Origin of the sequence: Bradyrhizobium diazoefficiens, from assembly GCF_016616235.1 — a bacterium.
Classification (GTDB): domain Bacteria; phylum Pseudomonadota; class Alphaproteobacteria; order Rhizobiales; family Xanthobacteraceae; genus Bradyrhizobium; species Bradyrhizobium diazoefficiens_H.
In genome coordinates this window covers 7,364,807-7,377,999 of sequence record NZ_CP067100.1, presented here as the reverse complement: position 1 = coordinate 7,377,999, position 13,193 = coordinate 7,364,807, and the positions used below count along the sequence as shown (strand labels likewise).

The 13,193-nt window shown below is 64.2% G+C and carries 14 protein-coding genes; 6 read left to right on the top strand and 8 right to left on the bottom strand.

Going from position 1 to position 13,193, the window contains the following annotated elements; genetic code table 11:
* Positions 1 to 141: 141 nt before the first annotated feature.
* The 5 genes from JJB99_RS34690 (at position 142) to JJB99_RS34670 (ending at position 4,700) form a co-directional block, all read left to right on the top strand.
* Positions 142 to 1,164 (top strand): ABC transporter substrate-binding protein, encoded by a 1,023-nt coding sequence (locus JJB99_RS34690; protein ID WP_200496581.1) that lies wholly within the window; start codon positions 142 to 144, stop codon positions 1,162 to 1,164.
* Between the two features lie 209 nt (positions 1,165 to 1,373).
* Entirely contained in the window at positions 1,374 to 2,204 is an 831-nt protein-coding gene (locus tag JJB99_RS34685; RefSeq protein WP_200496580.1) for an ABC transporter ATP-binding protein, read from the top strand.
* Positions 2,201 to 3,019 (top strand): ABC transporter permease, encoded by an 819-nt coding sequence (locus JJB99_RS34680; RefSeq protein WP_200496579.1) that lies wholly within the window; start codon positions 2,201 to 2,203, stop codon positions 3,017 to 3,019. The genes JJB99_RS34685 and JJB99_RS34680 overlap by 4 nt, the downstream gene beginning before the upstream one ends.
* Positions 3,019 to 4,008: a 2-hydroxyacid dehydrogenase gene (locus tag JJB99_RS34675; protein WP_200496578.1), complete on the top strand. Its 990-nt coding sequence runs from the start codon at positions 3,019 to 3,021 to the stop codon at positions 4,006 to 4,008. The genes JJB99_RS34680 and JJB99_RS34675 overlap by 1 nt, the downstream gene beginning before the upstream one ends.
* A complete protein-coding gene (locus JJB99_RS34670; RefSeq protein WP_200496577.1) occupies positions 4,008 to 4,700 on the top strand; it encodes an AprI/Inh family metalloprotease inhibitor in 693 nt (230 codons plus the stop codon). The genes JJB99_RS34675 and JJB99_RS34670 overlap by 1 nt, the downstream gene beginning before the upstream one ends.
* A gap of 269 nt (positions 4,701 to 4,969) precedes the next feature.
* Here JJB99_RS34670 and JJB99_RS34665 read toward each other — a convergent pair whose 3' ends face one another.
* Positions 4,970 to 6,361 (bottom strand): peptidoglycan-binding protein, encoded by a 1,392-nt coding sequence (locus JJB99_RS34665; RefSeq protein WP_200496576.1) that lies wholly within the window; start codon positions 6,359 to 6,361, stop codon positions 4,970 to 4,972.
* Positions 6,362 to 6,632: 271 nt separating this feature from the next.
* Here JJB99_RS34665 and JJB99_RS34660 point away from each other — a divergent pair, with 271 nt between their 5' ends.
* Complete coding sequence (locus JJB99_RS34660) at positions 6,633 to 7,007, top strand: hypothetical protein (RefSeq protein ID WP_200496575.1); 375 nt, start codon at positions 6,633 to 6,635, stop codon at positions 7,005 to 7,007.
* A gap of 54 nt (positions 7,008 to 7,061) precedes the next feature.
* Here the strand turns inward: JJB99_RS34660 and JJB99_RS34655 are convergent, their stop codons facing one another.
* The 7 genes from JJB99_RS34655 to JJB99_RS34625 form a co-directional block, all read right to left on the bottom strand.
* The gene (locus JJB99_RS34655) at positions 7,062 to 7,538 is read right to left on the bottom strand and encodes a hypothetical protein (RefSeq protein WP_200496574.1); all 477 of its coding nucleotides are present in this window, start codon (positions 7,536 to 7,538) and stop codon (positions 7,062 to 7,064) included.
* A 3-nt stretch (positions 7,539 to 7,541) separates the two neighbouring features.
* Positions 7,542 to 8,360: an FAD:protein FMN transferase gene (locus JJB99_RS34650; RefSeq protein ID WP_200496573.1), complete on the bottom strand. Its 819-nt coding sequence runs from the start codon at positions 8,358 to 8,360 to the stop codon at positions 7,542 to 7,544.
* Between the two features lie 2 nt (positions 8,361 to 8,362).
* Positions 8,363 to 8,818, bottom strand: coding sequence for an FMN-binding protein (locus tag JJB99_RS34645; protein ID WP_200496572.1), 456 nt, complete (start codon positions 8,816 to 8,818; stop codon positions 8,363 to 8,365).
* Between the two features lie 25 nt (positions 8,819 to 8,843).
* A complete protein-coding gene (locus JJB99_RS34640) occupies positions 8,844 to 9,746 on the bottom strand; it encodes a DUF6662 family protein (protein WP_200496571.1) in 903 nt (300 codons plus the stop codon).
* A 277-nt stretch (positions 9,747 to 10,023) separates the two neighbouring features.
* Complete coding sequence (radC, locus tag JJB99_RS34635; protein ID WP_200496570.1) at positions 10,024 to 10,737, bottom strand: RadC family protein; 714 nt, start codon at positions 10,735 to 10,737, stop codon at positions 10,024 to 10,026.
* A gap of 55 nt (positions 10,738 to 10,792) precedes the next feature.
* On the bottom strand, positions 10,793 to 11,632 hold the full coding sequence (locus JJB99_RS34630) for an intradiol ring-cleavage dioxygenase (RefSeq protein WP_200496569.1): 840 nt from the start codon (positions 11,630 to 11,632) through the stop codon (positions 10,793 to 10,795).
* Between the two features lie 154 nt (positions 11,633 to 11,786).
* Entirely contained in the window at positions 11,787 to 13,043 is a 1,257-nt protein-coding gene (locus JJB99_RS34625) for an OmpA family protein (protein WP_200496568.1), read from the bottom strand.
* Between the last annotated feature and the right edge of the window lie 150 nt (positions 13,044 to 13,193).

Genomic DNA, 13,193 nt, shown 5'->3' with positions numbered 1-13,193 from the left:
TTTGGAGGTTTCTTTGCCCGAATTTGTCACGTAATTTGGGATATGAGGGGACGCGGGCCTGGCCGGCTCGCGTCCCCTGATATCATGCGGTTTTATCGCGTTGCTTTCATATCGGCCAGCCACGATCGACGGAGTGCCATCATGACCCCCTCTCATCTGCGGCGAGCGTTCATTGCGGGCTTGATGGCCGCTGTGGTGTCGATCCTGCCCGCGCGCGCGGAAAGCCTGGACAAGGTCACCTTCGGCACCAACTGGGTCGCCGAGGCCGAGCATGGCGGCTTCTTCCAGGCGGTCGCAGACGGCACCTACAAGAAATACGGCCTCGACGTCACCATCGTTCCCGGCGGTCCCAACGAGAACAACCGGATGCTGCTGATCGCCGGCAAGATCGATTTCTTCATGGCCGCGAACACGCTGATGTCGTTCGACGCGGTGGCGAACAACGTCCCCGTCGTGACCATCGCCGCGGTGTTCCAGAAGGATCCGCAGGTGATGCTGACGCACCCGGACGTCAAGGTCAGCAAGATCGAGGACCTCAAGCCGCTGACGCTGTTCGTCTCCAAGGAGGGCATGACCAGCTACTTCCAGTGGCTGAAGTCCGAATACGGGTTCAGCGAGAAGAACGTCCGTCCCTACAATTTCAACCCGCAGCCGTTCATCGCCAATCCCAAGAGCGCGATGCAGGGCTACGTCACCTCCGAGCCGTTCGCGGTCGAGAAGGCCGCCGGCTTCAAGCCCAACGTGCTGCTGCTCGCCGATTACGGCTTCAACACCTATTCGACCCTGATCGAGACCCGCCGCGACATCGCCGAGAAGAAGCCGGACCTGGTGCAGCGTTTCGTCGATGCCTCGATGATCGGCTGGTACAATTACATCTACGGCGACAATTCCGCGGGCAATGCCATGATCAAGAAGCTCAATCCGGAGATGACCGACGAGCTTCTGGCCTATTCCGTCGCCAAGATGAAGGAATACGGCATCGTCGATTCCGGCGACTCCCTGAAGAACGGAATCGGCGCGATGAGCGACGAGCGCTACACCTCCTTCTTCAACAAGATGGTGAAGGCGGGCGTGGTGAAGGCCGACCTCGATTTCCGCAAGTCCTACACGCTGCGTTTCGTCAACAAGGGCGTCGGCGTCGAATTGCGCCCGAGCAAGCCGTAGCGCATGCCGAGATCTGATCCAACTGCGGCGGCATTGTCCACCTCTCCCGTAGGGAGAGGTCGCATCGCATCGCCAGATGCGATGCGGGTGAGGGGCTCTGCTCTCTCGTGGGGTCTGATCCCCCTCACCCGCGCCTGCGGCGCGACCTCTCCCCATCGGGGAGAGGTGAAGGACGCCGCCGAACCGAGCCCCACAACAGCCAGCGATCGATGGTAGAGCGCAAAACGTCGTCCGCGGTCGAGACCGGCCTGACGGCGCTCGCCGTCAGCCTGCGCGGCGTGACCAAGGCCTATGACAACGGCGTCATGGCGCTCGGCCCGCTCGATCTCGCCGTGCGCAAGGGCGAGTTCATCTCGCTGCTCGGTCCGTCCGGTTGCGGCAAGTCGACCGCGCTGCGCATCATCGCCGAACTTAGCCCGCCGTCATCGGGCGCCGTGCGGGTGGCCCGTCACGAGAGCGTATCTCTGCCGGGCCATGTTCTGCCAGGTCACGGCATCGGCTTCGTATTTCAGGAGCCGACGCTGATGCCCTGGACCAGCGTGCGCGAGAACGTGCGGCTGCCGCTGAAGCTCGCAGGCGTGCCGAAAGCCGAGGCCCGCGCGCGGGCCGACGCGGCGCTGGCGAGCGTCGGCCTCGCCGATTTCGCCGACGCCTATCCGCGCGAACTCTCCGGCGGCATGAAGATGCGGGTGTCGCTGGCGCGCGCGCTCGTCACCGATCCCGACATCCTGCTGATGGACGAGCCGTTCGCGGCGCTCGACGAGATCACGCGCTTTCGCCTCAACAACGATCTGCTCGCGCTGTGGCGGTCCTTGCGTAAGACCGTCATCTTCGTCACCCATTCGGTGTTCGAATCCGTCTATCTGTCGCAGCGCGTCGTGGTGATGACGGCGCGGCCCGGCCGCATCCAGGCCGACATCCGCATCGACACCGTCGAGCCCCGCGGCGAGGAGTTTCGCACCTCGGTCGCCTATTCCGATTATTGCCGCCGCGTGTCGGCCGCGCTGGCGCCGTCCTATTCGGGGCAGTCGACGCTATGAACGCGCAAGCTGCAATCACGGCAAAATCATCCGGCGTGCAGCGCGCGATGCGTTTCGTGCTTCCTGTCATCGTGTTCGCCGCTGGCCTTGCCGCCTGGGAGCTGGTGGTCCGCATCAGAGAGATCCCGCCTTACGTGCTGCCGGCGCCCTCCATCATCGTGCTGACGCTGGTCAAGGACTGGGCGGTGCTGTCGCAATCGCTCGCCACCACGCTTCTGACGACGCTTGAAGGCTTTGTCGCCGCCAGCATCGGCGGTATCGCGCTGGCGCTGCTGTTCAACCAGTCGAAATGGGTCGAATACTCGCTGTTCCCCTATGCAATCGTCCTCCAGGTGACGCCGGTCATCGCGATCGCGCCGCTCTTGCTGATCTATCTGGAGCAGCAGACCGCGGTCGTGGTCTGCGCCTTCATCGTCGCGTTTTTCCCGGTATTGTCCAACACCACGCTCGGGCTCAATTCGGTCGACCGCAATCTCGCCGGACTGTTCCAGCTCTATGGCGCATCGAGGCCGCAAACCCTGCGTTTCCTGAAGCTGCCGGCGGCCCTGCCTTATATCCTCGGCGGCCTGCGGATCGCCGGCGGCCTGTCGCTGATCGGTGCGGTGGTGGCCGAGATCGCGGCAGGCACGGCCGGCGCCGGCTCCGGGCTCGCCTACAGGATCGCCGAGTCGGGCTACCGATTGAACATACCGCGCATGTTCGCGGCGCTGCTTTTGTTGTCGCTGGCCGGGATTGTCATCTATGGGGTGCTGGCGCTAGTTTCCCACCTCGTTTTACGGCGCTGGCACGAGAGCGCGCTTGGAAAGGACAACTGATGACCACCGGTTCGATTTCGTCCGACAAGATCGACCTTCTGATCTATGGGCCGGTGCGGCCGATCCTCGAGAACGGTTTTTCCGATCATTTCGTCGTGCACAAGGCCGAGACGCGTGGCGATCTCGAGCGGTTGACGCCGGCGATCCGCGAAAAGATCCGCGGCGTGGCGGTGACCTATCACACGGTGCGCGCTGACAAGGACTCGCTGTCGCAACTGCCCGGGATCGAGATGGTGGCGAGCTTCGGCGTCGGCTACGACCATATCGACGCGAAATATGCGGCCGAGCACAACATCATCGTCACCAACACGCCCGACGTGCTGACCGAGGAGGTCGCCGACGTCGCGATGGGGCTTCTGATCGCGACCTTGCGCGAGTTCATCAAGGCCGACCGCTACGTCCGTTCCGGCCTCTGGCAGACGCAAAACTATCCGCTCAGCGTCGGCTCGCTGCGCGACCGCAAGGTCGGTATTGTCGGCATGGGCCGGATCGGCCAGGCCATCGCGCGCCGGCTCGATGCCTCGCTAGTGCCTGTGGTCTATCACTCCCGCAATCCGTCCAAGGACGTCTCCCACAAGCACTATCCTGATTTGATCGAGATGGCGAAGGCAGTGGACACGCTGATGGTGATCGTGCCCGGCGGCGCCTCGACCAACAAGATGATCAATGCCGAGGTGCTCAAGGCGCTCGGCCCGCGCGGCGTGCTGGTCAACGTGGCGCGCGGCTCGGTGGTCGACGAGCCGGCACTGGTCCAGGCGCTCAAATCCGGCACCATCCTCGCCGCCGGTCTCGACGTGTTCGCGGCCGAGCCGAATGTACCGGACGAGCTCAAGACCATGCAGAACGTCGTGCTGCTGCCGCATATCGGCTCGGCCTCGGTGGTGACGCGCAACGCGATGGACCAGCTCGTGGTCGACAACCTCAAGTCCTGGTTCGCCGGCAAGGCGCCGTTGACGCCGGTTGCCGAAACGCCATTCAAGGGGCGCTGATGAGAGCTCTCGGGGTCGTTGCATTCGCCGTCGCAGCCTGCCTGGCCGCGATCGGCGTTGCGCATGCGCAGGATACGTCGACCCTGAAGAAATCGATGCCCGGGCAGTGGGAGCTCTCGACCACCGAGCGCAGCAAGACCTGTGTCGTCACGCTCAAGGCCGACCCGACAAGTGGAGGCTCCAAGCTGGAGCTGGAGCCGGCCTGCAAGGCCGCGCTGCCCTTCACCAAGGACATCGTGGCCTGGAGCGTCAGGGGTCTCGACATCGTCCGTTTGCAGGACGCGACCGGTGAGGCCGTGATCGACTTCACCGAGGTCGAGGCCGGCATCTTCGAGGGCCTGCGCCAGGGCGAGGGCGTCTACATCCTGCAAGACCTCGCCGCCGCGCGCTCGATGGCCAAGTCGATGGACCAGATGATCGGCGACTGGGCCATGGTGCGCGGCAACGGCCAGCCGGTCTGCGGATTGACGCTGACCAACACGGAAGCGGGCCAGGACAATTTCCAGGTCTTCCTCAAGCCGAAATGCGACGCGGCGATCGCGCAGTTCAATCCGACGCAATGGCGGCTCGAGCGCGGCCAGATCATCCTGATGTCGACATCAGGCGAGACCTGGCAGTTCGAGGCCGACGACAACGCGCAGTGGCGGCGCGTCCCCGATACCGCCGATCCCCTGATCATGCTGCGTCAGTAGGCGGAGCCGCAGTTTGCGCGAAGCCATCATGCTCCGGAGCGGAACGGCTTTAGGTTAACTGACGGAGCCGCGGGGTCGGTGCAACCTCTCCCGCTTGCGGGAGAGGTCGGCGCGCCCGGGCGATGCGAAGCATCGTCCCGCGCGCCGGGTGAAGGCTTTCTCCTCTAGGGGGGTCCCGTTGCGGAGACACCCTCTCCCCAACCCTCCCCCGCAAGCGGGGGAGGGAGCGCACCTGCTCCTGGAGAAGCATTCGCGCCTTACCTGTCGCACTACGTCGTCACCTTCGGCGGCGGCGCGGTGCCCTGGGCCCATTTCTCCAGCTTGCCGAGCACGCCCCAGGCGGCGAGCGCCAGCGAGATCGGCATCGCGAACTGGCCGAGGCCCGGCACTGCCGACACGATCGTTCCGAGCAATCCGGCAATGCCTCCGGCGTTGGGGCTCGCCGTCACCGACGACAGCAGCGCGGTGATCACCGAGCCGAAGATGCCGAGTGCGGTCTTCTTGCCGTCGAGCAGCTTGCCGATCGTCTCGCCGAGCGCCCCGTTGACCTGGCCGAGCACGGGCTTGCCGTCCTTGCCGTTGAGCAGGGTGCTGAGCAGGTCGACGACCTGCTTCAACTGATCGACCGGGGCGGGGTTGTTCGGGGTGAGGGGTCCTGGCATGGGTGTTGCTGTCTTGTTGGAGACGAGGGAGAAGAGCCGTTCGAACAGGCTGATCGGATCGTTGGCGGCAGGCGGGATGATCTCCGGCGGAGCGCCCTGTCGCGCGCCGCCGCGCACGATTTGTGCGAGGTCTTCCAGCCGCTTCAGGATGTTGGACAGGTCGCCGGTCTGGCCGCCGATGGCCGGCAGCTGCGCCGCCCGCGTGATGGCGGCAACCGTCACGGTGTCGAGAACGCCGGATTCGGTGATGCCGTGCTGCTGCTGAAACTGCGCCACCGCCGCCTTGGTCTTCGGTCCGACGATGCCGTCCTCGTCCAGCGGAGGATTGGCGCCGAGCTTGTTGAGGCATTGCTGCATCGACAGCGCCATCGACGCCAGCTGCTCCTCGGGCTCGAGATGGCTCAGCATCGCCGGCGCGCCGCCGAACGTGATCGACGCATCCAGCTCCATCATCGCCTTGAGGATCACCGCAGCGCCGAGCTGCGGATCGACCGTGCCCGGCTCGAACGCCCCGTCGCTGGTGAATTTTCCGCCCCTCTGCTCGGGCGGGCCGTAGATGTTCGACCCTGACCAGAGATAGGGCGAGTTGACGCCGCGGCCGCGATAGCCGAAGCCGTTGTACTTCTCCAGCCGGAACATCGTTTTTGCGATGCCCCAGTCGCGGGCGCCGACAAATCCTTCGAGCCTGAGTGCGTCGACGGCGCCTTCGGCGAACGAGGCAAACGGGCCGCGCCCCTTGGGAACGATGGTCGTCACCCGGTTGAGCGCCTGGCCGTTGCCGAGATAGGTGTTGAAGTTGAAGCTGGATTCGCGCGAATGCAGCACCGCCACGAACCACCAGGGCACGTCGGTCTTGGTCTCGATCTCCTTATAGATCTCCTTGTGATTGATGGCCTTGCGCGCCGCCTCGGTCGCGGCGTCGGCGCGCGGCTGCCCGATCCTCATGTTGGACCAGTTTCGTTCGTATTCGTCCTTGATGTTGTCGAATGACACCTTCATGTCCTGCTCCCGTGAAACGATAAAATTGCGCAGATGATGAAATGGCCGGGCGTTCGTGGACGTCAGAGTGAACCGGATGCCGTGAGCACGGCGTGACTTCAGCGTGATCTGGGGCAAATCTGACAGGCCTCGGGCCAAGCGCATGTGAAATGGGTTACAGCCTTGGCGGGAAATGAGCGGCAGGATCGCCATCGCAGCGTGACCGCCCGGGCGGGAACCGGCAGGCCTGTCCATCCGTTACCGACGGAAGCGGTCCGGCAAGGAGGCCTCAATGGCCAAGCGCGTCCTCGCGATCGGCATCGAACCCGGCAATGCGGATTACGGCGCCTTCCCGCAGCTCACGCCGGAGCTCGTGCGCGACTACATCGAGACGCAGCTGCTGCGCCTGCGCGATCTCGGCTTCGAGGTCACGAGCTGCCTGATCGACCTCGACGCGACGGCGGAAGCCGGCGTCACCGCGGCGCTGCGCGATGAGAGCTTCGACTGCATCGTGATCGGCGCGGGCCTGCGCGAGCCCAAGGAGCGCCTGCTGCTGTTCGAGAAGGTGCTCAACCTCGTCCATCGCCTGGCGCCGAATGCGGCGATCTGCTTCAACACTACGCCGGCCGACACCGCCGAGGCGGTGCAGCGCTGGGTCGAGCCGTGACCCCAGCGAGGTCAGCTGAAGCGCGATGACGATTCATCCTGATCTTATCGCGCTTTAGCGGCGGCCAATCGATGCGGGTGCAAAACGTGATCGGCTCTCGGCCGCTCCCTCCTCAGGCGAGGTGGCGCTGCGCTTGACCGTTGCCGCAAGCATCGCATGGACGGGAAACAGCGCCACGCAGGCAATTCCAATCCCGATATGGATCCACCGCGCGGTCTCCCGCGTCTGCTCGCCTCCATAGTAGAGAACGAGGCCAGTCACGGCGAGCAACACAAGCGTGGCAAGCGTGGTGCCGCCGGTCCATCGCTTGCGCCGCCGGTGCCAGCCCGAACGGACGTGCAGCGGCAGCAGCGAGCCCATCACGATCAGCGTTGCATAGGCCGAGATGCCGTGGAGCATCAGCAGCAGCCGTTCGGTCTCGCCGGGCTCTTGCTCGACAAGGTCGTGCAGAACGAACCAGGCGAGGCCAGTCAGCCCGACCGCGGCGATTGCAGTCCAGACGACGCTCTTTTGAACGAGGCTGAGGCGCATGGATCAGGCCGCCACCGATTGGAGATCGTCGACGCTGATGAAGGCCGTCGCGCCAAAGCTGCCGAAGCAGGGATGCCGCGGGTTGCCGGTCTGGACCAGGATTTTCGTCAGCGCGTCCGCGACGACGCAGCTTGGGGCGACGACCGAATAGGCTCGTCTGTCCGGTGGAGAGCCCGGCGACTGGTGCGGCGCTCCGCCGCGATCGATTGTGGCGAGGGAGGAGGAGGTCGCAATGGCGCCGTTGCGCAAGGATCCAACCGGCAGCAGGCCCCCGCCGGGAATGCGCACATAGATCGGCTGGTCGGTGTCGCCCATGACCCGCAGATCGCCGCCGGCATTGACAGTCGCACCTCGGATGCCCGCCGCGCGAAGCGTTGCGATGGCGCGATCCACTGCGTAACCCTTGGCTATTCCGCCGAGATCGATCGCCACTGGCGCGGTCAGGCACACGGATCGATCGGCAGGCAGGCGCACCGCGCCGAAGCCGCCTGGCGAGACATGGTCGAGACCGTCCGCGGGCAGCAGTCCACGCCGTATGAACTCGTGGCCGACCGCGCAGTCGAACAGACCATCGGTTGCGGCATGAAGAACTTCGGCGTGGCGCAGAACGCGCGCCGTCCAGGGATGGACAGTCACGGGTGTACGGAAGGCCGAGCGGTTGATGCGTCCGACGTCGCTATCTGCGTCGTGAAAGCTCATCAGCCGCTGAACCAGCGACACCGCCTCGAAGGCCGCGGCAATCGCCCGTTCGGCAGCAGCTTGCGTGGCCCCATCGACCTCGATCTCGACGAGTGTGCCCAGCAGCGGTCGCGCCCGCCTCATCGCTATTGCCCCTTCAAGCTCTGCGACTGCCCGACGATGCGCCTCACGCCGTCGGTGATGTGCTTGCACGATAAGGTCGCGCCGCTGATGTTCTTGATGTCCACATTGAGCTGCAGCGGCGAACTCGCGTTCTTGCCGACGAATTGCGAACGCCACGAAGCCTCGCGAACTTCGTAGCCATAGGATTCGTTGTATTCGATGATCTCGATGTGCTTGACGGCCCCGCCGGCGGTGATCCCGACGGCGTATTTGATGTATTCGTGCTTGCCGAGCACGCGGTCAATCACGACGATACCGCCAGAGGATGCGCGGAATACGCCGGCCTTCCCGGCGGGCGAAAACGACGCTCCGGGAAAGATCGTCTGCATCGCCTGCTGTTCGCTCATGTACACGGTGGCGCCCGCCGGTGCGATCAAAACGATCGCTGCCGGCGCGGTGAGGAGTGGTGTCCACTTCATGCGTCCTGCCTCGAAATGCCGGAGTTCATTTCATGGCGAACGGTACGCCGAGGCGAAACATCACCTCGTCCCGCGCGTGCTCATCGCCATAGATGCGTCCGTGCTTCACCACCGCGGCCTGGTCCTCATTGTAGGTGATGACCATCGGCAGCTGATGGCGCCAGGCCAGCGTCCACCAGAATTCCTTTTGGCCATAATGGATGACAGGCCCGGCGAAGAATGCGGAATGTTCGGGATTGTTGAACCAGTATCCGGTGAATTCGTTGTGGATGCGCGTTTCGAAGCCGATCATCCAGTTCGGCATCACCAGATACGACATGCCGAATGTCACGTCGATCGGCGAAGCCCTTTCGATCGAGCCGTCGGCGTAGACCTCGCGCTCATGCTTGCCCATGATATTGATAGCTGTGATGAGGCGATCTTCGAGGAAGTTCTTCTGGAGGATGACCCGCCATTCGAGTTCTTTTTCCTTCGGCCCGATCTCGGGCTCGATGTAGAGCGCCAGACCGATCGGATCCGTGACAGGATTCAAGACTTGATAGATCGCCTCGAGCGAGACCGAGTCAAAACGCGTCTTCTCGTAACGCGAATAGGGATCGAACGAGGCATCGAGGAACTGGCTGACGCCGGGACCGCCGGTCGTCCCGTCGAAGCCGTTGCGAAAGGCGTTGGCATAACTCCAGTTGAAATAGCCGGACAGCTGCAACCGGTCCGTGACGCCCCACTCGATCTCCTCTTTATTCTGCAAATAGTGGTATTGGCCCTGCGATTGTCCTGATTGCAGAAACGACTTGTGCTCGTATTCGCCAGTCCCTTGGGGGTGCAGATCGGCGGTGTAGATCCAGCCGAACGGTGATTCTCCAGCATGTGCCTGGCAGGCGCACAGCATCGCAGCTGCCGAGCAGATCAGTCCCACGAAACGCTTCACCGTTGTCCCCATCAAAGAAAAGCCCGGGGTTCGGCTACAGTGAAACACGCCGCTGTGACAATAGGCCTCAGTTCGGAATCGATCTAACGCACGCCAGGCGTGAACCCGGGCGACACTCGACGCGCAGGGCCGACAGTCAGGAAAAATAGGCAGTTAGGCCACAAGACGCCTTGCTCGTCATGCCCGATCCGATCTCTCGGCCTTGAGTGATTCTAATTTCGATCGATTCTAAACAGCGCCGGGACGGTCTCGGCGGTCCGGCTTGCGCGAGCGAACCCTAGATCAAGCGCATCCCGCGCAGGCTGGCGTGGCCATTCTTGCCGACGATGATATGGTCGTGCACGGCAATGCCGAGCGGCTTGGCGATGTCGATGATCGCTTTCGTCATCTGGATGTCGGCCTGTGACGGCGAGGGATCGCCGCTGGGATGATTGTGCACCAGGATCAAGGCGGTCGCCGACAATTCCAGCGCGCGCTTGAGCACCTCGCGCGGATAGACCGGGGTATGATCGACGGTGCCGGTCTGCTGCACCTCGTCGGCGATCAGCTGGTTGCGCTTGTCGAGGAACAGCAGGCGGAATTGCTCCTTGTCTGAGAACGCCATGCTGGAGCGGCAATAGTCGATCACCTCGTTCCAGGACGACAGCGCGTTGCGGCTGTTGACTTCGCCCTTGGCGACGCGATGCGCGGCCGCTGCGATCAGCTTGAGCTGGTTGACCACGGATTCGCCCACGCCCTTGACCTCGCGCAGCCGTGCGACGGGCGCGTGCACGACCTCGGCGAAGGAGCCAAAGGTCTTGATCAGCGTCTTCGCCAGCGGCTTGGTGTCGCGGCGCGGCAGCGCCGGAAACAGCGCCATCTCCAGCAGCTCGTAGTCGCTGAGCGCGTCGGCGCCGGCGCTGTAAAAGCGCTCGCGCAGCCGCTCGCGATGGCCGTGATAGTGCGGCGCGTCTTCCGGCTTGCTCTTGTCGTGGTCGGGCTTGGCGGGCATCAGCCGCCAGCATTGCCGGGGACTATCGCTTTTGCAACCGCCAATTGCGGCGGGATCAGCGGCCCGGCTTCAATCCCGGCACCAGCGCGGCCAGCCGGTCCTTGATCGGCCGGCCGAACATGCCCGCGGGCGGCGGCCCCGGTGGCGGCCCACCACGCATACTCGGCGGCGGCGGAGGACCGGCGTGCCCGACGGTCGCCTCGGCGCGGCGGTCGACGCCGAGCGTCAGCGTCGCGACATAGCGGTCGCGCGCCTCCTTCACCGCGCAGAAGGCGCGGTGCTCGGGGTCGGAGCGTTCGATGACGTGGTCGTTGGCGTTGATCACCATCCGCTGCCGCGCGCGGCCGCCGTAGCCGGGCACGTTGGTGTAGATGAACTCGTTCAGCGCGTCGGGCAGGAAGGTCTGGCCGGTCAGCACCGTGCGCTGGTCGAGAAACACCTTGAAATGGATATGCGTGGTGCGGCCGTCATACCAGCCGGGATAGATGGTGTTGAACATGACCCAGCCGGCCTCATCGCTCATTTGCGTGCCGCGCAGGAATGTCTTGCCGGTCGCATCCACGTTGTGCGCATCGCTCTGGCCGGGGAAGGCGGAGTAGAGCCCCTTGGCGTCGCAATGCCAGATGTCGATCCGCGCGCCCTTGATGGCGGTACAGGGGCCGGCCTCGATCACGCGCAGCCGCAGCGTCAGCGGCACGCCGGGCCTGCCCTCGGCGATGTCGGAGCGAACCAGCTTCGGGTCGGAATAGAACGGCCCTTCCTCGGCCTGCGGCGTCAGGATGCAGGCGGGCTCGCCGTCTGCGACGGCAGCGGCAGCATCCGCGCGGCCCGGCAGCAGACCCGCGGCACTGGCCGATACAAATCCGAGAAAGCCGCGGCGTGTCGATGAGCTCACCCTATCTCTCCTGCTGGTTGCGGGAGATCGTCATCGGCAAACAGGATGGCAAGATCGGGCCGTGAAGATGACCGTCATCGGCCCGGCTGTTTCCAGGTTTGTCGCGCCCTCCGGTCCGGGCGGCCGCCTCGGCAAAAAGGCGGCCGCTGCAGGCTCACTTCGCCGCGACGCACGCAGGACGCTTCAGTTCGACCCGCCGATTCCGGGCGCGGTTGACGTCCGTGGTGTTCGCGACCACCGGCATGGTGTCGCCATAACCGCGTGCCGTGAGCCGATTCGCGGCGACACCATGAGCGATCAGCCAGCCCTTTACGCTGTCGGCGCGATCCTGAGACAGTTTCATGTTGTAGGCGGCGCCACCGACGTTATCGGTATGTCCGCCGATCTCGCCGGCGAGGCCGGTGTCCTGGTGGAACAGCGCGAGCACCTGCTGCAGCACCGGCTCGGAATCGGGGCGGAGATTGGCTTTGTTGAAGTCGAAGTTCACGCCATAGAGCGCGACCTTGCAGGTCGCCGCGAGCTTCTGCAAGCCCGCGCCGGTATCGGCGATCGTGATGTACCAGCGGTCGACGTCGCGCGACAGCTTCGCCCAGATGTCGCGGCCGTTCTTGCCGTAATGGGCATAGAGATAGCCACCGCCATCGCCTTCGTTCTTGTCGGTGACGGTCCAGCCTGCGTTCGTCAGTGCATTGGAATAGACGTTGACGAATTCCAGGTTGGAGATGCCGGGCGGACCGTCATACATCTTCGCCGTATAAGCGCTGCCGACGAGCCGTGGCTCCGAATCTGCGGGCGTCGTCACGTCGAGCGGTCCATCAAAGCTTTGAGTCGTCAGAAGTTTGGCGCCGGGGAGCGGGCTGAGATAGGGAAAATTGTCTTTGTCGCCAAACTTCTCCGGCGCCGCCGTGGGTGGCGTCAACGTCACGCTCAGCGTGGATGCGGCGGTCTGAACGATCACCAGATTGTTGCTGTAGGCGTCGTTGGTGAGGAAGATCGCGACGTAGCTCGTTCCGCTCGCATCCTGTTTGGCGAAGGTGGCATCGACTGAATTGCCTGGATCCTGTTTCAGGTAGACCGTCTTGAAGCCCTGCTGTTCGAGTTGGGGCTTGAGCGCGCGCCATGCCGCTTCGCCGTTCCAGCGTTCCCAGGTCGAGGGCGCCCCAGGCGGATAGAGGCTGGTGGCCCAATGATGTCCCTTGACTTCGCGCTCCTCGTAGTCGTCGCTGTTCGTGCCGCGCGCGATCTTGAAACTGCCGACACCATAGTTCTCGGCCGTCAGCTGGTCGGGATTGACCGAGAACAGCCCTTTGATTGGAAACCAGGCCGGCAGGCTGGGGCCGGTGGCGGCGTTGGCGGAGCCCAGGACGCACGCAAACAGGCCCAGGGCGGCAGTGATCGAAGCAATACGCATCAAAAGTCTCTCCCTTAAAAATGGCTTGGCGCGCACCGCGTGTCGCGGACGAGTTGCGCAACCAAATTGCGGGGGTGTAACGAGCGTCAAAATACGGCGGGGTTTGGGCAGCGACGAGAGGCGGAGCCTCCCGAAGCGGCTGTTGCGCGG